This window comes from Candidatus Phytoplasma fabacearum (assembly GCF_030586805.1).
Taxonomy (GTDB): domain Bacteria; phylum Bacillota_I; class Bacilli_A; order Acholeplasmatales; family Acholeplasmataceae; genus Phytoplasma; species Phytoplasma fabacearum.
Genome location: NZ_JAOSIM010000001.1, coordinates 1 through 19,645, shown reverse-complemented (window position 1 = coordinate 19,645; position 19,645 = coordinate 1). Strand labels below are relative to the sequence as shown.

General features: G+C 22.4%; 13 protein-coding genes and 1 tRNA gene. All 14 read right to left on the bottom strand.

Going from position 1 to position 19,645, the window contains the following annotated elements; translation table 11 throughout:
• Positions 1–9: 9 nt before the first annotated feature.
• The 14 genes from OC705_RS00070 to OC705_RS00005 all read right to left on the bottom strand — a co-directional run bounded on the left by OC705_RS00070 (position 10) and on the right by OC705_RS00005 (position 19,628).
• On the bottom strand, positions 10–363 hold the full coding sequence (locus OC705_RS00070) for a hypothetical protein (RefSeq protein ID WP_304512394.1): 354 nt from the start codon (positions 361–363) through the stop codon (positions 10–12).
• Positions 364–492: 129 nt separating this feature from the next.
• Positions 493–1,830 (bottom strand): FAD-dependent oxidoreductase, encoded by a 1,338-nt coding sequence (locus OC705_RS00065; protein ID WP_304514013.1) that lies wholly within the window; start codon positions 1,828–1,830, stop codon positions 493–495.
• Between the two features lie 155 nt (positions 1,831–1,985).
• The gene (locus tag OC705_RS00060) at positions 1,986–6,542 is read right to left on the bottom strand and encodes an exonuclease domain-containing protein (protein ID WP_304513997.1); all 4,557 of its coding nucleotides are present in this window, start codon (positions 6,540–6,542) and stop codon (positions 1,986–1,988) included.
• Between the two features lie 124 nt (positions 6,543–6,666).
• Positions 6,667–6,754, bottom strand: a tRNA-Leu gene (locus OC705_RS00055).
• 291 nt (positions 6,755–7,045) lie between these two features.
• Entirely contained in the window at positions 7,046–7,579 is a 534-nt protein-coding gene (locus OC705_RS00050) for a helix-turn-helix domain-containing protein (protein ID WP_304512396.1), read from the bottom strand.
• Positions 7,580–7,626: 47 nt separating this feature from the next.
• Complete coding sequence (locus OC705_RS00045; protein WP_304513961.1) at positions 7,627–10,689, bottom strand: hypothetical protein; 3,063 nt, start codon at positions 10,687–10,689, stop codon at positions 7,627–7,629.
• 1,125 nt (positions 10,690–11,814) lie between these two features.
• On the bottom strand, positions 11,815–12,981 hold the full coding sequence (locus tag OC705_RS00040; RefSeq protein WP_304513996.1) for a hypothetical protein: 1,167 nt from the start codon (positions 12,979–12,981) through the stop codon (positions 11,815–11,817).
• Between the two features lie 297 nt (positions 12,982–13,278).
• The gene (locus tag OC705_RS00035) at positions 13,279–14,358 is read right to left on the bottom strand and encodes a hypothetical protein (RefSeq protein ID WP_304512399.1); all 1,080 of its coding nucleotides are present in this window, start codon (positions 14,356–14,358) and stop codon (positions 13,279–13,281) included.
• 609 nt (positions 14,359–14,967) lie between these two features.
• Positions 14,968–15,585, bottom strand: coding sequence for a 16S rRNA (guanine(527)-N(7))-methyltransferase RsmG (rsmG, locus tag OC705_RS00030; protein WP_304512400.1), 618 nt, complete (start codon positions 15,583–15,585; stop codon positions 14,968–14,970).
• Positions 15,578–17,434 carry a tRNA uridine-5-carboxymethylaminomethyl(34) synthesis enzyme MnmG gene (mnmG, locus tag OC705_RS00025; RefSeq protein ID WP_304513995.1) on the bottom strand — a complete coding sequence of 619 codons (1,857 nt, stop codon included), beginning with the start codon at positions 17,432–17,434 and terminating at the stop codon, positions 15,578–15,580. Before mnmG ends, rsmG begins: the two co-directional genes overlap by 8 nt.
• Before the next feature lie 60 nt (positions 17,435–17,494).
• Positions 17,495–18,133 (bottom strand): hypothetical protein, encoded by a 639-nt coding sequence (locus OC705_RS00020; protein ID WP_304512402.1) that lies wholly within the window; start codon positions 18,131–18,133, stop codon positions 17,495–17,497.
• A 233-nt stretch (positions 18,134–18,366) separates the two neighbouring features.
• Positions 18,367–18,834, bottom strand: coding sequence for a nucleoside deaminase (locus OC705_RS00015; RefSeq protein ID WP_304512403.1), 468 nt, complete (start codon positions 18,832–18,834; stop codon positions 18,367–18,369).
• Positions 18,835–18,872: 38 nt separating this feature from the next.
• Positions 18,873–19,454, bottom strand: a complete 582-nt coding sequence (locus OC705_RS00010; RefSeq protein ID WP_304512404.1) for a thymidine kinase — start codon at positions 19,452–19,454, stop codon at positions 18,873–18,875.
• Between the two features lie 48 nt (positions 19,455–19,502).
• Positions 19,503–19,628 (bottom strand): hypothetical protein, encoded by a 126-nt coding sequence (locus OC705_RS00005; protein WP_304513994.1) that lies wholly within the window; start codon positions 19,626–19,628, stop codon positions 19,503–19,505.
• Between the last annotated feature and the right edge of the window lie 17 nt (positions 19,629–19,645).

Sequence of the window (19,645 nt, the reverse complement as noted above, 5' to 3'; positions counted from 1 at the left end):
AAATATTGATTAATTTTTTTTAATTGTAGGTAATAAAGATGATAAAAATTCACTATTCAAATTATGCAAAAAAATAAGGGATGACCTAGTAAATTCTAACCAATAGTGTAATAATTTATCATAATTAGTAATAACAGTATCTTTGTTTGCCCTTTTATTGATTTTATTTATTGGATTTGGGTTTTGAACTTGAGGATAATCATCTGTATTATAAATTTCATTAACTTCTTTGGCATTATAAGCAATCTTCATTTTATAAATCATTTCATTTTCTAAAGCTTTTTGATATAGAAGAGTTCCGCATAACGCTACAAAAATATTAAACATAACAAAAAAAATAATATTAAATAATTTGAAAAACATAAGATAAAACCTCTTCAGCAAATTTATATTTAAAATAGGATTATAAGAAAAATATATGATTTTAACTCTTTTATTTAGAAAAAATCAAATAAAGTTTTTCAAAACAATAACATCAAATAAAAATTTGAATTATTTTAAACACCTTAAAGTTGCTAATTGTAATAAACTAAAAGGTTTGTTGTAATGAGGATTGAAATAAGAATCAATAGAAAATAAATTGTTCACAGTCATCTTTTTTTGAATACATAAACTTAAAGTGTTAATTTGTTCTAACAAATTAGATTTCGATAAAATTTGACCACCTAAAATTTTCTTAGTGTCTTTTTCGAATATAATCTTAAAAATAACTCCGTTATAATCAGGCATAAATTCAGGTTTGTCAGCATCTTTAATAATTTCAACATCATAATTTAATTTTAGTTGCGAAGCTACATATTCTGTAATTCCTGTAGAAGCAATATTTAATTCATATATTTTAATAGCACTAGTACCTTGTACTCCGGAAAAAGCTATTCTATTTTCCTTAATATTTAAACCTACAACAGTACCTGTTTTAACAGCATTAGTAGCTAAAGGAATATATTTATAATCCATTAAAGGATTATATAATACATTAATACAATCGCCGCAAGCGTAAACATCAGGATGAGAGGTTTGTAAAAAATCATTCACAATAAAAGCGCCATTAGGTGATGTTTTTAAATAATTATTAGCGATACTTGAATTAGGAACAAAACTAATACATAAAATAACCATTTCTGTAGAAAAAGTATTTTTATCAGTTTGTACATGAGTAACTAATTCGTCTTGAGTAACAAACTGAGAGACTTTTTGTCCTAAAGCTAATTGAACATTATGTTTAGTAAATTGTTGTTGAGCCGGTGTAGTAAATTCAATATCTAGATATTTCGACATAATCCTATCTTCAGCATCAATTAAAACCACTTTTTTGTTTTGCAAAGAAAAAGCTTCAGCTAATTCAACACCAATATAACCGGCACCTACAATAGTAATATTATTAACTTTCTTAGCATATTGGATAATTTCTTTAGCATGATCAAAATTTTTACATAAAAATAAGTTTTTAGAATTAATACCATTAATTTTCGGAATAACCGGCCAAGAACCTGTTGATAGAATTAATTTGTCAAAATAATCAGAAAATTCTTCATTAGTTTGCAAATTTTTAACCCAAATTTTTTTCTGATCGAAATTAATTCGAAGAACTTCATGTTCTAAAAGCATGTTAATACCCAATGTAGATAATTCCTGAGCATTAGAATAAAATAACCCTTTTTCATCTTGAACAACTCCGCCAATATATAAAGCTATACCGCAAGATAAAAACGAAACATTATTATTTCTTTCATAAACGGTAATATCAATATTATCATATGGATAAGTTTTTCGAATAGTCTTAACAGCTGCAGTGCCTGAATGAGTACAACCGATCACTATAACTTTCATCTTTTTATTCATAAGATCACCTTTTTTTATCTATTAAAATTCTGTTTATAATTTGCCGTTAATTTAGTTTTTATAAGTAATCAATTATAGAAGATATACAATTAAATTATAACATATATAAAACAATTAATTCATAGTTTAAAAGTTACAAAATATCATTCTAGAGGCAATTGTTGGATTAAATTTAAATCATGAAATTTTTTTAAAATAGTTTTATTTAATTTAACTCGTTTTTCAAAATCTTGTTGTGTAAATAATTTTTCGCCACGCGCTTTAACAATATTATTAGCCCCTACTTGGCCTAAACCATCAATTGTAATAAAAGGCATAATTAAAGAATTAGATGACAAATCCATCACAAACAAGTTAGCTTCAGATTTATTTAAATCAATAGGCAAAAAATTATAACCTCTATCTTTCATTTCTTTAGCAATCTTTAAAGTATGCATTTTTTCTTTTTGAACTGCTTTCATATCTTTTTCATTAGATTTTTGTAATATCTGTGCTATTTTATCAGTTGTTAACATCATATTTTCATAATCAAATTGAGAAACTCTAGTAGAAAAATAACCTTTATAAAAAAGTAAAGGAGCGTGAACTTTAAACCAAGCTATTCGTAAAGCCATTAAAACATAAGCGGCAGCATGTGGTTTTGGAAAAAGATACTGAATTTTTTGTAAAGATTCAATATACCAATCATTTACATTATGCTCGCGCATTATTTTAGATAAATCTGACCATTTTTGTCTATCATTATTTTGTTTTCCTTTGCGAACCAATTCCATAATCTCAAAAGAAACCAATTTTTTCAACCCTTTAGAAATTAAATAATTTAAAATATCATCGCGACAAGTAATCAAATCAAAAATACTTTTATTATTTTTCAACTGATCTTGAGCATTACCTGACCAAACACCAGTACCATGAGATAAACCTGATACTTTCACTAAAGTAGAAAAATTAAATTTTTTTTCTTTCAGATAAATTTCATTTAACATATTACGAACAAAAGGTGTACCAAATTCAGGAATTGCTTGAGAAGTTTTGCATTCTTCTTTATTAGCAAAAATTTCATAAACAAGATTATCATCAACAGGAATATCTTGAAATCTACTAAAAGGAAATTCAGAAGGATTTTTAAGAACATCATCCATCAAAAACTTAATCAAAGTAGGGTCATCATGTCCCAAAATATCTAACTTAAATAAATTTTTTTCTAAAGCGTGATAATCAAAATGAGTGGTTTTCCATTCCGAAGAAACATCATTAGCCGGAAACTGTATAGGAGTAACATCATATATAGATAATCCACTAGGAATAATAACAATTCCGCCAGGATGTTGACCTGTAGAACGTTTAACTCCTTCGATCATAATCACTCTACGATCTCTTTCGTTATCACGAATTATAATTTGTTTTTCTTCCATAAAAGATTTAATATAACCATAAGCATTTTGTTTAGCAACTGTTTGAATAGTTCCAGCCCGAAAAACACAATTTTCTCCCAACAACTCTCTAAGATAATTATGAATCTGATTTTGATAGTCTCCAGAAAAATTTAAATCGATATCTGGTTTTTTATTACCATCAAAGCCTAAAAAAGTTTCAAAAGGAATATCCTGACCATCTTTCACAAAAGGTTGATTACAAAAAGGACAACTCTCTTTTGGCAAATCATAACCAGAAAATATAGTTTTAAACTTTTTTTGATATTGTTGTATATCTATAACAAAAGGCCAGGATTGTAAATAATTTTGATATTCAGATGTTAGCGTTTCGGTTATACTCGTTTTCATAATAGTATATTTACAAACAACACAACGATAATGCGGAGGTAGTGGATTAATTTCGGTAATACCCAAAATATTAGCTATTAAAGAGGCTCCAACTGAACCACGCGAACCTACTGGATAACCATCTTCAGTAGATTTTTTAACTAATAAATATGATAAATAATAAATCGCTACAATATTATTATTTTCCAAATTATCTTTAGGCGCAATTACAGATAATTCTTGTTCAATCCTATATTTAATGATAGGATGTAATAATTTTCCATACAAATTCAAAATTTTTTCATTAACAATATTAAGAATTTCTGACCTAATGCTAGAAATTTTTAGATTTTTAACAAACATATCATCAGGAATATTAAAAAGTTGATCAGAAAAAAATTTAAATTTTTCGATTTGTTGATTCAATAAATGAGTATTATTGATAACCAAATCTTTTTTCAATTTTTCATCAGAAATAAAATTAAAAGAATCTAACATTTCTTGAGTAGTTAAAAAATAATTATCAGGTAAAAATTTTGAAGGATATTTCGAAAGACGATGTAAACCTCCACCAATTAATTTCGCATTAATATAAACTTCACGTAAAATTTTTTCGTAAGGATATAAATAATGAACATCTCCTGTTGCAATAATAATTTTATTTTGTCTTTGAGCTTCTTTAATGATTTTAATAATAGTATCTTTTATTATACTTAATCCATAAGAATTATCTATATCAAAATCCGAATCACCATTTAAATCATAAATAATATGACGATAAGCCTGAGGAGGTTGAACTTCGATATAATCATAATAAGAAATAGCTTTAGCTAAATCATAATTATTTTTATATAAAGCAATATTGAAAACATTACTATCAAAACAACCGCTACCAATTAATAAACCTTCTCTGTATTTTTCAAAATTAGATTTTAATAAACGAGGTTTTTTTATAAAATCCCTTGTTAAAGCATCACTTATTAAATGAAATAAATTATTATAACCTTTTTTGTTTTTAACTATAATATTAACATGATAAGGTCTCTCAAATTTAATATCTAAAGAACCTTGTAAATCATAAAAATTAAATATTTTTTGCGCTTCTAATTGCTCTAACATTTCTAAAAAAATAAGAGCAGTAGCGCGAGCATCGAATAAAGCATTATGGTATTGACCTTCTGAATCAAGTTTAATTTTAAAAGATTTAACAATTTTTTCTAAAGAAAAATATTTCAAAATCTTATTGAAATATTTTTGAGCTAAAGTTAAAGTGTCAATAACTGGTAATAAAGGCCAATGTAAACCAATATTTTTAAATATTTCTTGTAAAAATTCAATATCAAAACTGGCATTATGAGCTACTAAAACACAATTAGGACAATCTCTAATAAAATCTAAAAATTTTAGCAAAATTTCTTTAATATGAGGTTTGTTTAATAAAATTTCTTCAGAAATATTAGTCAATCTCTGAATAAAATTACTGATCTTTATATCTTTACCCGGATTAATTAATTCATCAAAACATTCTATAATTTTACCATTTTTAATTTTAACGGCAGCTATAGAAATAATACGGTCCCTAGTTTTAGAAAAACCAGTAGTTTCAATATCTAAAACCACATAATTATGATTTTTCAAAACAAAATCCGAAAATTTATTTAAATTAATTTCTTGATTAGTAATAAAAATTGGTTTTTCTTCGATGAAATCTAATTCAACTCCTAAAATAACTTTAATATTTTTATTGTAAATATATTTATAAATTTCTGGAAAAGCATATAAACCATCATGATCTGTAAAAGCAATAGCTTCATGACCCCATTTTTCTGCTAATTCTATATAATCTTTAGCACTAGTAATAGCATCCAAATTGGACATTTTAGTATGTGTATGAAATTCAATTCGCTTTTCGCCAATATAATCATCTGTTTTTTTCAAAAAAATAGATGATTTATCTAAAATCTTATAATCTTTTAAATTAAAATAAAAACTTTTTACTTTATCTTTGATCGGTTTAGATGGTTTAATTTCAATAACAGCTGATATTAAAATTCCCTCACGCAAAACATTAAGCAAATTATCACGCTCTCTTTTAGCCGTTTTTATATCTTTAGATAAAAATTTTTTAACTAAAATAGAATCTTGACAACTAATAGGATCTACCAAATAAAAACTAATCCAAAATGTTCCATACTTATCATTATCGATTACAAATTGAATATAACCTTGAAGGATGATTTGCGGAAATTTTTTATAAAATAAAAACATTTCATCATAAAAAATGGGAATGTCTTGAAAATTAAATAAAGGAATATTTTTATTATTTTTTGATAAGTTATTGGAAAAATCTTTATATTGATGAACTGTTTTTTCGGCAATAACATCTTTATCAAACTGTAAAAATTCAAAATCAAAATCAAAATTAAAATTATAAAATTTCATAAATAAGTCTTTTAATTGATTCATTTTTAATTTTAATTCTGAAATGTCAAACATTTCTTCTATTTTATTCTCTATTTTAAATAAACACTTTTTGGTATTTAGATCCAAAATAGGAGTATTTTGAAAAAAAAATATTAATTTTTTATCTATATCTATGCCCAAGTTTGTAACAATTTTATCTAACATATATTGATAATGTTTTTTCCAAATATAATCATCCTTTAACAGATTCCAATCTAGAATACGAAAATGCACATTAATTATAGGTTGCAATTCTACAAAATTTTCTAAATCTTCACTTAATTGTTTTAAAAAAAAATCTTTAAATTCTTTCTCAAAAATATTAAAATGTGTAATTTCTTCAGGATATTCTTCTATTTGGAAAAAACAATCCCAACTTTTCGTTTGTTTATCATTAACAATAACTTCTATTAATGGAAAATTTTTAATATTTTTATTTTTAATAAAATTTATAAATTTTGAATAAAACTTCATTATCGATCTCAACTTAATTTATTAATTATTTTAATTAATTACCCTAAAGTTCCATATATAAAACAAAAAAACATGAATAGTTCTTCCATGTAACTTTAAAAATCAAATAATTTTTTGGATGGTATGGTACTGATGATCGGACTCGAACCGATATAAGTTATTCACTTGTTTGATTTTGAGTCAAATGCGTCTACCAATTCCGCCACATCAGCATTAATAATAAATCAATTATAAATAAATTATTAATAATACTAATTAATTATATAGTAAGATTATATCATAACATCTCCTAAAAACTATCTATAAAATTTTTTTCTATCTGAGAAAAAATCCTATTATTTTTTCAATAATTTATAATTATAATAAATTTATTAAAATCAAAATAATTTCCTAAAAAGTTATAAAATTAATTATTTTACATAATCAATTTTAAAGAAAACCAATATAATTAATATTTTTTATTTCAATTAAATAATATTTTTTTATATCATTAGAACTATTTTCTAAAAAATAATTATTTTTAAAATTTTAGAATTTTTATAATTTTGATTATTTACAAAATAATATTCTTTATTAGAACCTAAATATAAGGTATCTTCTTGTTTCAACAAATAATGTAATTTATCCAAAATTAAAAAAACCTCTCCCTCTAAAACAAAAAAAAATTCATGACTCAAAGATTTAAGTTGTAATTCGGTTTGACCTTGGGGTTTAAGATCAATAATAAGCGGTTCTATTTTAAATTTATCTAAATTTTTAAAAATATGATAAATTTTATTTTTTAAATGAGGATTATGTTGAATATTGAAATCTATTTTTTTATTGATAACCATCATAGATTCTTCATATTTAAAAAAATCTACTATTGAAATTTTAAAAATTTTTAAAATTAAAAATAAAGTATTTAAAGAAGGCAAGATTAAATTATTTTCAATCTGCGAAACATAACCTGTAGTCATATTAATTTTTTGAGCCAATTCTCTTTGAGTTAATTGTTGTTGCAACCTCAAATTTCGAATTTTATCACCTATATACATATTATTATTCTAATTTCCTCGTATATTTTACTAAAATAATATAAAATTTAAATACCAAATATTTGAATTAATTTTTTATATAATCGCATAAATTTAATCAACATTTTTTGTTTCAAAATAATCAAATTTTTATTAAAATCTTTTTTTAAAAGTTGTTTGTTTTTATAAAATTTATAACACCAAAAAAATTTTAAAAAAATTAAACGAATTTTTTGTAAAAACAATATTTTTTTGATTTGAAATTGTTGATAAATTTTAATTTTATTAATTTGATTAAACAATTGATTATTACTTGTAATAATTTCTTTATTTTGATGCAAATGTTTAAATAAAATTTTGTCTATTTCGTCATTTTTATGCATCTTAAAAAGATTATTACGATGATTTTGATCTTTTACATGTTTTTGATAGAGATATAATTGATTTTTACATTCATAATTAATTTTTTTTGTTTTTTTATCATATATTTTTTTAGTTTTTTGTTTTTGAAGAATGAAATCTTTATCTATTTCTATTGAAGAATCTTTTAAATTATCTTGAATTAAATCTATTTGCCATTTCATTTCTTTTAATTTTAATTTATTTTGTTTTTCGTATAAACTAATATCATGACGAAGTTTTTTTTCTTGTTTTTGATATTTAATTATAATATCTTTTAAACTATCATCATGTATTATCCGAGTAATATCAAAAAATACCTGAGAAATACAATCAATAATATATTCACTTTCTTTTAATAAAAAATGTTCTTCCTCTGATTGAATTTTTTGTATATGAGAAATTTCTTCATTAATATCATTATATTCTTGACCAAAAAAACTTCTAGGTAATTCTAAATAATTATAATAATATGACCATTTATTTTTCATTTTATTAAGATAAAACCAATATAAAATACGATTACCAAATTTAGAATTCGAAAAACTTCTAAGTTTAATAGTTAATTGAAACATTTGATATTGTAATAAATTATTAGTTTGTACAAAACGATTTTGTTGTTTTTTTAATTTATTAGTCATTTGTTGCTTTAATTGTTGTTGTTTATTTTGTTGATATTCTAAATATTTCATTTTTTTTTTGAAAAAATTCCCTATATTTTCATAAATTTTCATTTTTTTTTCAAAAAAAACTAAAAATTTTGTATTCTTATCCAAATTTTTTAATTTCATCTGATGCATTAATACACTAATAAACGAAATATTTTGATTATAAAAATTTAAAATTACTTTATTTAAATTAATTTTTTGTTTTATCCTATTTAATCGTAAATCAAACATATTTATTTTCAATAAATAAAGATATTTAAAATGTTCATCTATAATATTGTCTACAAAAATTTTATTTAATTTATAAATTAAGTTTAAATTAATTACAGAAAAATAGTTATTAATTGTTTTTGGATACAAATTCCAAAAAAGATCCAAATTTTCTTTAATTTTTTGCAAAATTCTAGAATGCGTTTGGTTTTGTTTATTTAAATAATTATTAAATAATATAACATTTATTAAATTTTTTTGTTTAATAAAACTGTTTTTAGCAATAATATCACGAATTTTAATTTTTGGTATTTCAACTTTGTATAAATAATTTTGTTTTTTTTGTTTATAAATAATATTTTTTAAATTTATTTCATATTCTTGATGATAATTTAAATTATAAATTTTTTCTTTTAATTTTTGTATTTCTTGAAGATTTTCAAATATTTCATGATCATATTTCATTTTTAAAGGAATTTTTTTCATTTGTAATTGCATTTTTAGCAAAAATTTACGTTCTTGAGTTTGTTTTTGCAATAATAATATATCTTTTTGATATTGTATATCATTTAATTTTTCAATTAAAATAAAATTTTTTTGCAAATGTTCATAAGATAATTTTTGTTTATGTTGTTCATCTATAACTTCTTCCTGAATTATACCGTATTTTTTTTTTATTTTTAATAATGTTAAGTCCATTTCTAAATTATCAATTTTTTGTAAATAATTATTATAAATCAATTTTTGCTCTTTTTTTTTAATTAAATCAAGATTGTTAATCTGAAAATTTTTTATTTTTTGGAAAATTTGCTTTTTATATTCAACAATATTCAATTTACGATTATAAATAAGTTTAAATTTCATATATTGGAAACGCCAATCATACAAACGCATCAAATATATTTTTTGATACAAAAAAAACTCTCGCATTAAATTCATCATAACAGGGTAACTATTTAAAAACATTGGATGAATAAAAAAAAATCCTATTATATTTTGATCCCAAATTTTATGTTTTTTTTGCCAAAGTATTTCTTGTTGTTTTATAAATTCAAATTTTAATTGATCAAAAATTTTATTATGCATTTCTATTTTTTGTTGAAAAACATTAAAAGCATTTTTAATTTCTTCAGAAAAATCAATCTCTTGTTGTTTTTGTTTTTCTTGTAATTTTTGAATTTGATTTTGATAAAAATTTTTCATATTTTCTAAAGAATGATTAAAAATATCTTTTAATTGTTTAATTTTTTGATTTAAAATAATAATTTTTTGATGAAAAAAATCATAAATATCTGAAACATTTTTTTGATATTTTTGATTAACCTGAGAATATTGTTCTGTAAAAAAATTATTTTGTTCCATTCGTTGTTGTTGTAATTCTTTTTCCAACAAATTTAACTTTTCAAAATCCAAATTATATTTGTAATTCAACTTTTCTTTTTGAATATTATATTCTGCAATAATTCGACTTTTTTGCAAAACACTTTGTTGTTTTCGTTTTTTAAATTCTTGATTTAAATAAATTTCTTTATTAGTTGTAATTAACTTAGATTTTTCTAAATTTTTACTAAGTTGTTGTTTTAAATTATCTACATTATAATGATAATCCAAATGTAATTGAGGAATATTAGATGCAAATTGAGGAGTTAAATTTGTATAAGGATTAGCACTATAAATAGGTAAAAAAATTAAAAAATCTTTCATATAGTTGTCATTGAATAAATTTATTTTTTGAATTTCTTGACACAAATTAATTATTTTTTGAATTAAAAAATTTATTATAGGATCATGATTTCCTTTTGATAAATCATCTAAACAATTAACATCATCATTTTTAAATTTTTTTTCATGCATTATATCAAAAACCCCTTAGAGAAATATTCTCGTTTGAACTTATTATATATTGATTTTTAATTTTAACAATATAATTTCATAATAGAATGAAATAATAAATGATATTTTCTAAAAAAATTTAAAAATAATAATTAATTATTAATTAAACTACTATCATATAGATAGATTATTTGTGTAGTTCGATTTTCAGAATTTATCTTTCTGATAATTACCACAAAAATCTTACATCCTAACCGGAAGAGCATTAACAAGAGAATCCAACTTATCATAATTTATATTTTTTTACTCTAGAATTTCAAAAATTACATTATTTCACAGATATTTCAGGAAAACTAACTATCTAAAATTATTAGCAGATAATATCCAATATACTAATAATTTTTTATAAATCCTAATTATTTTTAATGATTTTTTATCGACTAAAGTTCGATAATTAATTGGATTTCTAATTACCTTTAATCTATCCCTATTTTTTTCAGATTCCCTTCGTCATCGGAAGAACGATGAGCTTAATTATTTCTAATTAAGCTTTTCATGCCTACGATTGATAAGAAATCACTTTTTCATTGGGAATAATTACTATTTTTATTTAATTTATTGATTAATTTAATAAACTCCGCTTTGAGGATTCCCTTCCTCTCTCTCTCTCTCGGTTAATATAAATATCGAGTTTGATTTTTTCTGAAGGAAAATGAACTACCGTAAAAAAAGTAAGATATCCAAGTTTCTTTATTGATAAAATATCTGATACATTTAATCTATATCGATAACTTATTAATTGCTCAAGTATAGTAGTTACAAGATAGGTCTTTTTTTTAATATAGCCTCTACTTTGTCTTCTGGACTCTTTCGTAAATAATCCTTAGAATTTTTTCGGGTAGTAAAACTAAATATTTTATTGCATCATTAAACTTGCTATAATTCCTAATTGGTTCTTTTTAGGAACCTTGTTTAATCTTTTTTAATATTTATCAATACTAGTGATTGATAAAATCACTGAATATTTATACTTCTTTGGCTTCCTAAAATATTTATTAATATTTTATAACAAATAAAAAAGTAAAATTTAAATTTATTATAAATTTAATTACTTTTTTCTATCCGAAAAATAATAAAAAAATATTTTTAATAATATATTTGTTTCAACACAAAATGATCTAATTCGCCATTCGCTTTATAAATATATTGTTTATTCCAGACATTATTTTGTTCATCAATAAATTGTTCATCAACAAGAACTAAATCATCTTTGTTTTGCAATTTTTGATAATGCTTATAAGAACGATTGCTTTTATCTTTTGTATATTCACAACGTCTATCTACAATAACTTTATTTTTATAAACATCTGAACACCAAATTTGTCGATTCAAATCATATTTACTAATCTTAAATATTTCATCATTACGATCTTGATAAACTATTTTAGTTTTTTTATTAGCTAATAAATCGATTTCTTCTTTAACAGTTTTATCAAGAAGACCGCCGACAAAAAATTGTTTAACTATAGTTTTTTTATTATCTTTTATATCGGAATAGTGAAAAATAGCTTCAATTATACCACTTTTCAAAGAATAACGAATCTTTTTTCTCAAAAAAGATATATCAGAATTATCGATAATATCATAAACTTCCGTAAAAAGACGTTTACCTTTATCATTATAAATATCTTTGTTAGTGCGAATAACTTTTTGAGTTTTGTCATAAATATAATCTATAGTATACGAAACGTTATTAAAATTATTATATTTAGTAACTTTACTTAATAAATCATTAGATTTATCGACACTAATATAATTAACATTATATATTTCTATTTGAATAATTTGTTGTAAATCATTATAAATTTCTTTAATTTTATGAATAACTTTTGATCTATCATAAACATATTGAATTGTATACAATTTCAAACCGTTCGAATTATTATATGTAGTAACTCTTATTATAAAATTTTTATCATTATATTCTTCAAAAGCAACAGGAAATTCATCACTTTCGTGTTCATATATTTTAAATCCTATCAATTTATCGTTTTGAAAAATTTTTTCTCTTCTTTTAATTGCAACACTTTTAAAAAGTTCTTGATCAACCGAAACAAATTGTTTCTCAGGAATAACTCTTTTTAAATCATCATTATATTTATTAAGAACTTTACTTTTGGTCAACAATGACATTTCATTAGAGTTTTTTTGCGTTTGATAATTAGCGTAAATTGCAAAAAACATTCCACTTATCAATAATAAATTCATAATACATACAATTACTTTGTAATTAAAAATTTTTCTGATATTCATAAAATATTTTATAGCTTTCTTTATTAAGGGATTTATTGTAAAAAAAAGAAGAAATTAATCGAGATAAACTTTTTAAAAATTTAATCTCGATTAATTTTACCAAATAAAAAATAATAACTCTATAATAATTAAAAAATATTTAAATAAAATTAAAAATAATTTATAATTTATTAATTTAAAAAACAATTAATCTAAAATTCAAATAAATATTATTATTATGTAAATTTAAATAACCTTATAAAACATTTTGTTTCTCAAAAACAAGATATTTTATTTATAAAAAGTTATAGAAATTTTTTAACTTAAAATTTTATTTTTTTTTAGATCTTTTTCGGAAAAACCAAATCTAAACAATCGTGAAATACGTTGAGGATCTTCCTTGATATACCATTTTAAAACTTCTCGAACATCAATATTTGTTAAATAAGATTTAATAATTAAATTTCGCTGTTCTTGAGTGAAAAATTTATTAGGTTCTTCATCAAAAAATACAAGTAAATCATGACTTTGTACAGTATTTGGAATTGATCGCCATACAAGTTTTTTACCTTCTAAAATTTGCTCAATATATTTAGCAAAATCTACAGTTTGAAAATCAAAATAAAAAGCTAATTGTTCCCAAGTAAATCCAAATGCAAATAATTCTTTAAAATTAATATAACTATGACGAATATATTCTTTTAATAATCTTCTAATATTAGAATCAGATAAATAATCTTTAATAATCATTTTTCTTTGGTGTTCATTAAAAAATTTATTAGGTTCTTCTTTAAAAAACGAAAATAAATCTTCAGGATGTAAATTTTTAATATTTCTCCACTCAACCGATTCACCATTTAAAATTTTTCGGATATATTCTGAAAATTCCGGGTTATAAAAATGTCTTTGATTTAAAGCAGCAATTTTATCTCGTGATTCTTCGTCTTCTGAAGAATCTGAATTTAACTTCTGACTAATGGATATTGGAAAACTTGGTATAGTGGGTTCTGAATCTTCTTGTGGGTTATTTTGCTTTTGTGATTCTTCGTTTTCTGAAGAATCTGAATTTAACTTCTTACTAGTGGCTACTGGAAAACTTGGTATAGTGGGTTCTGGATCTTCTTGCGGGTTATTTTGCTTTTGTGATTCTTCATTTTCTAATACCGAAGGGTCATCATGTTGAAATATAGAATTAGAGGATGCAGGATTACTATTTTGTAATCCTATTTTATTAAATTTATTATTCGGATTTTTTTCAATAATTCGAGAATTATTATGAAGTTTATTATAATTATTAATTTCATCATAATTAAAAACAATGATCCCTATTAAAAAAACACTAGTAGTAACAAAACAAGATATTAAAATATAAGAAATATTTTCCCATAACTTATTCATGAAATTCTATATTAATTCCTTTTTCTATTTTCGAATCAAAAATAATAAATAATTTAATAACTAAATTTTGATGTCTTAATTAGGTTTTTTGAAATAAATCAAAATTACTTAAATTATTTTTAAACGAATATATGCATAAAATAATTAATAAAAATCAACTAAATTCCACAAAATATTAAATTACTACGAAAAATAAATCTTAAAGAAATAAAAACAAATTTTAATTTTTATTAAAATTAATTCAATAAGAAAAAATAACTAGATATAACCGGAGCGAACTACTAAAATTATTCCAAAATCACATTTAAAAATATTTAAATTAATTCGATTAATAATTAAGTTATTGAAAATACTATCAATATAAAAATCGAAAATATTAAACTTTTGTTGATAGAATTTCATTATTATTATTTCTCTAATAGCGCTTTCTATATATATTCAAATTTTAAATTAAAATTATTATTATCAAAAAATGCCATTCGCATATAACTACAAGATAACAATCAAAAAATTAAATTTAAATAAATAAGAAAAAACTATTAATTAAAATCGATAAATAAACATAATCAGAAATTATAAATTTGTCGATCACAATTAAAAAAAATCAAATTACATCAATTTACTAAATAACAAATTCACTCTAGTACCTAATTGATTGGGTAAATTAACCATCTGTTTATTTTTTAATATAAATTTATCAAAAATTTTATCATTTACAAACTCTTTATTATAATTAGGACCTTTCATTACAATAAAATTACCTTGATTATTTAGCAAAGGATAAACCAACTTTAAAATAATATTTAATTTTCCTAAAGCTCTAGCTATAAGATAATCATAACGAATATTATGTTTTTCTATCTTCCGGTTATAAATATAAACATTTTTTAAAGATAATTTTTTAACCAAACTTTTTAAAAAAATAGTTTTTTTATAAGAAGATTCAATTAAAATTAAATTTAAATGAGGAAATACAATTTTTAAAGGAATTCCTGGAAAACCTGCTCCCGTACCGACATCGCATAAAGAATTAATTTGATCAAAATTAACTAAAGAAGAAACTAATAAAGAATCATAAAAATGTTTAATATATACCAAATCCGGCTCTAATATAGAAGTTAAATTTATTTTATTATTGAACTCGAATAAACATTTAGTGTATAAGTGAAACTTCATCATTTGTAATTTGTTTAATGTGAATTTTTTTTGTAAAAATAATTTATACATGAAAATTACTATATTTTTGCAAATAAATTAATAAAATATTAATATCAACAGGATTAACTCCGGAAATACGAGAAGCTTGAGCTATATTAAAAGGTTTGATTTTAGTTAATTTTTCTTTCGCTTCTTGAGATAAATTATTAATAATTCGATAATCAATATTACTAGGTATTATTTTTTCTTCTAAATAAGAATTTTTTTTAACTTCTTTTTCGGATTTTAAAATATAATCTTCATATTTAATTTGAATTCCTACTTGTTCTAGAACATCCGCAGAATATTGATTTGAAAACAAATTATATAAAACATTTTCATTTAAATCAGATCTTTTTAATAATTGATATAAACTCATGCGACGAGAACCAAAATTAATATTTAACTTACGAAAATCATCTATATCTAAATAAAAATTACTTAATTTCTCTTTTAAAGAATCAATTTGAATTTGTTTTTGCTTCAACCAATCAAAAGTTTTTTCATCAACTAAACCAAATTTAAAACCATAAGACATTAATCTTAAATCCGCATTATCATGCCGCAATAATAAACGAAATTCAGCTCTAGAAGTTAATAAACGATAAGGCTCATAAGTCCCTTTATTAATTAAATCATCAATTAAAACACCAATATAAGCTTCATTACGCTTTAATATAAAAGGAGGTTTATTTTGAAGTTTTAAGGCTGAATTGATACCTGCAATTAATCCTTGACATGCAGCCTCTTCATAACCACTAGTACCATTAATTTGACCTGCTAAAAATAAATTTTTAATTTTTTTACTTTCTAAAGTGTGAAACAATTGATTAGGATTAAAAGCATCATATTCTATAGCATAAGCGTATTTAACAATTTTTGCTTTTGCAAAAGCTGGAATAGTTTTTAAAATTTCTTCTTGCACTTCACAAGGCATACTCATAGAAAGCCCTTGCAAATACATCTCATCAGAAAACAAACTTTCAGGTTCAATGAATAATTGATGTCTATTTTTATCACAAAATCTTACTATTTTATCTTCTATAGAAGGACAATAACGAGGGCCAGAACTATAAATATAACCACTATACATCGCCGATTTATGTAAATGTTTACGAATTAATTGATGAGTATCATTATTAGTATGAGTCAAAAAACATAATTTCTGTACGCCTAAATCATTAATAACCGAAGGAGAACTAAAGGTTTGAAGAACATTATCACCTGCTTGTTCAACAGTTTTACTATAATCAATAGTATCTTTATGAACTCTAGGTGGAGTTCCTGTTTTTAAACGAATAACTTCAATTCCAAATTTTTTTAATTGTTCACTTATACCATAAGTAGTAGGAGATTTATTAGGACCTGAATTTATAATTTTAGAACCTATTAAAACTTTACTTGTTAAATAGGTTCCTGTAGTTAATATAACAATATCACTATAAATAATCTTGCCGCTAATTAATTTAACTCCTTTAACGCATGAATCGTTTTCTTGAATAATTAAATTTTCGACCAAATCCTCTATCAAAGTTAAATTAGACATTTTTTTAAGTGTTTGCAAGATAAACTGAGGATATTTAATTTTATCTATTTGAGCTCTTAAACTTCTTACAGCTGGTCCTTTAGAAGTATTTAACATTTTCATTTGAATTTGACAAATATCAGCAGCTTTTCCCATAATACCACCTAAAGCATCAATTTCTCTCACGACTACACCTTTAGCTGGACCACCTATAGAAGGATTACAAGGAAGAGATGCTATTTGTTTTAAATTGCCAGTAATTAACAAAGTTTTATGAGATTGTTTTGCTAAAGCTAAAGCAGCTTCTACACCGGCATGACCTCCACCAACTACAATACTTTGATAATATTTCATTTTAAGCATGCCTTTCTGAAATAATTGTCATCTTTCAAATTGAATTCCAAAATAGTAAATTTATTCATTTTGTTTTTTATTGGATATTAAAGTTAAATATTCTTTATGTTCTGATAAAATTTTATCAGTAATTTCTTTGCCTAAAAAACTTTCCATATTATTTTTAAATTCTTTTAATAATTTCTTTTTTTTATCTAAAAAAATATTATTTTGATATCTAATTACAAAGAACGAGCAAATTAATAATAATAGAAACAACAAAAACATTAATGTTAATTTTAAATATCCCAAAAAGAAGTTGAATTTAAAATATACAAAAACATTCAACGCATAAAACAAAAATCCGAAAAACATACACAAATATCTATTTAATAACATAGAATTATAAATTTTTAAAGAAGAAAAAATATATTTAATAAAATAAATATTAATTTCAGGTTGATATAAAATACTAAATTTTTCGTAATAAAATTTATCAATAAAAACTCGATAAATATTATCTTTTAAAGTCCAAATAACATACTGATTTAATCTAGCAAAATTATCTTGATATTCATTTTGTTTCAAATAATAAAATTGAATTTTACCTTGTTGTTGATCTAACTGATAATCCTCCTCATGAAAAGGATCACCTTTTACAGCATCAAAAACTAAAGGTAAAAGTTGAAATTTACTTTTATTCCAAAAATTAAAACCCAAAACCTTAACCTATCCTATTTATTGTCATTTGAAAACTAAATTATCTTTTATATATATAAATTATATAACAAATTTTCTTAAAAATCACCATTCACATGAAATAAAAATTTATGGCTGCTTCAACTAAGATCTGACCAAATTCATTTTAATTAACATTGAATGATGATTTTTAAAAAAAATTATTAAATATATAATTAAAAAAATTATCAACTAATTTATTATACATTAAAAAATCAATTATAAAATTTTTTATGCCTTAAATTAGCAAAAAACTTTCTCAAAATATTCTTACTTTCTGATTCGAAAATAAATAATTTAACAAATTTTTCATGATATTTTAAATTATTATAAATATATAAAAAATTATGATAAAAATTAAAATTAATATTAGAAGCACTATAATAAATTTTATTAACTCGAGATTGAATTAAAGCTCCGAAACACATAATACAAGGTTCCAAAGTCACATAAATACTTACCATATTCATACGATAATTTTTCAATTGACGATTAACTTCTATAAGAACTAAAAATTCTGCATGACTAAAAAATAATTGACTATTCTCTGTATTATTATGAGCTCTAGCTACAATTTTATCATCTATAACTGCAACAGCTCCTACAGGAACTTCTCCTTTTTCAAAAGCCTTTTGAGCTTCCTTAAAAGCTTCTTTCATAAACAAAAAATGTTTTTTTTCCATAAAAAATTCAAACTTAAAAAAATTATTATAAAAATAATTTAAAATTTATGACATTTACGACAACAAGGTTCATGGTAATCTTTTCCACCTACTAAAATTATCGATTCTTTGTCGATTGAAACTTTATTTTTCAAATTAAAATAAATTCTTTGGGTCCGAGATGCTTCTTTGCCACAAAGAAAACAATAAGATCTATATTTAGTAACTCTGTCAGCGATAGATAATAAATATGGCATAGAACCGAAAGGTCTACCGCGAAAATCTAATTCTAAACCAGCTATAATAATACGTATACCTTTATAAGATAAATCATTAACAATAGTTTCAATATCAGAATCTAAAAATTGAGCTTCATCGATAATTATTAAATCAATTCTAGATTTCATAAAATTAAAAATTTCTTTGCTTTGACGAATTAAAATAGCAGGAGCTGTTTCTAAATTATGATTAATTAATTCACTTTTACACGAATAACGATTATCAATAAACGGTTTGAAAACTAAAAATTGTAATTTCAAAGGTTTTAAAAAATTAATTCGTTTAATTAATTCGGTTGTTTTTCCTGAAAACATTGGGCCACAAATAACCTCAACAAAACCCTCTTCATCTACCACCATCATTATAAAGAGTAACCTCTCACTTCATTAATAAATATCAATTAATTAATTTTAAATCTTTTTGAAGTACGGATAGATTATTGGCGTTTCTTTGATAGGATTTGTTTTTCTATCAAATATTACCAACAGCCCCCGTCCAAACGGTGCGAGCAAGTTTCCAAGCACACCGCTTTCCATAATTTATCCCTTTTCGG

What these genes read in the sequence shown, in the direction of transcription:
- OC705_RS00070 (WP_304512394.1), bottom strand. Translation starts at nt 363, where the DNA reads ATGTTTTTCAAATTATTTAATATTATTTTTTTTGTTATGTTTAATATT.
- OC705_RS00065 (WP_304514013.1), bottom strand. Translation starts at nt 1,830, where the DNA reads ATGAAAGTTATAGTGATCGGTTGTACTCATTCAGGCACTGCAGCTGTT.
- OC705_RS00060 (WP_304513997.1), bottom strand. Translation starts at nt 6,542, where the DNA reads ATGAAGTTTTATTCAAAATTTATAAATTTTATTAAAAATAAAAATATT.
- OC705_RS00050 (WP_304512396.1), bottom strand. Translation starts at nt 7,579, where the DNA reads ATGTATATAGGTGATAAAATTCGAAATTTGAGGTTGCAACAACAATTA.
- OC705_RS00045 (WP_304513961.1), bottom strand. Translation starts at nt 10,689, where the DNA reads ATGCATGAAAAAAAATTTAAAAATGATGATGTTAATTGTTTAGATGAT.
- OC705_RS00040 (WP_304513996.1), bottom strand. Translation starts at nt 12,981, where the DNA reads ATGAATATCAGAAAAATTTTTAATTACAAAGTAATTGTATGTATTATG.
- OC705_RS00035 (WP_304512399.1), bottom strand. Translation starts at nt 14,358, where the DNA reads ATGAATAAGTTATGGGAAAATATTTCTTATATTTTAATATCTTGTTTT.
- rsmG (WP_304512400.1), bottom strand. Translation starts at nt 15,585, where the DNA reads ATGTATAAATTATTTTTACAAAAAAAATTCACATTAAACAAATTACAA.
- mnmG (WP_304513995.1), bottom strand. Translation starts at nt 17,434, where the DNA reads ATGAAATATTATCAAAGTATTGTAGTTGGTGGAGGTCATGCCGGTGTA.
- OC705_RS00015 (WP_304512403.1), bottom strand. Translation starts at nt 18,834, where the DNA reads ATGGAAAAAAAACATTTTTTGTTTATGAAAGAAGCTTTTAAGGAAGCT.
- OC705_RS00010 (WP_304512404.1), bottom strand. Translation starts at nt 19,454, where the DNA reads ATGATGGTGGTAGATGAAGAGGGTTTTGTTGAGGTTATTTGTGGCCCA.
- OC705_RS00005 (WP_304513994.1), bottom strand. Translation starts at nt 19,628, where the DNA reads ATGGAAAGCGGTGTGCTTGGAAACTTGCTCGCACCGTTTGGACGGGGG.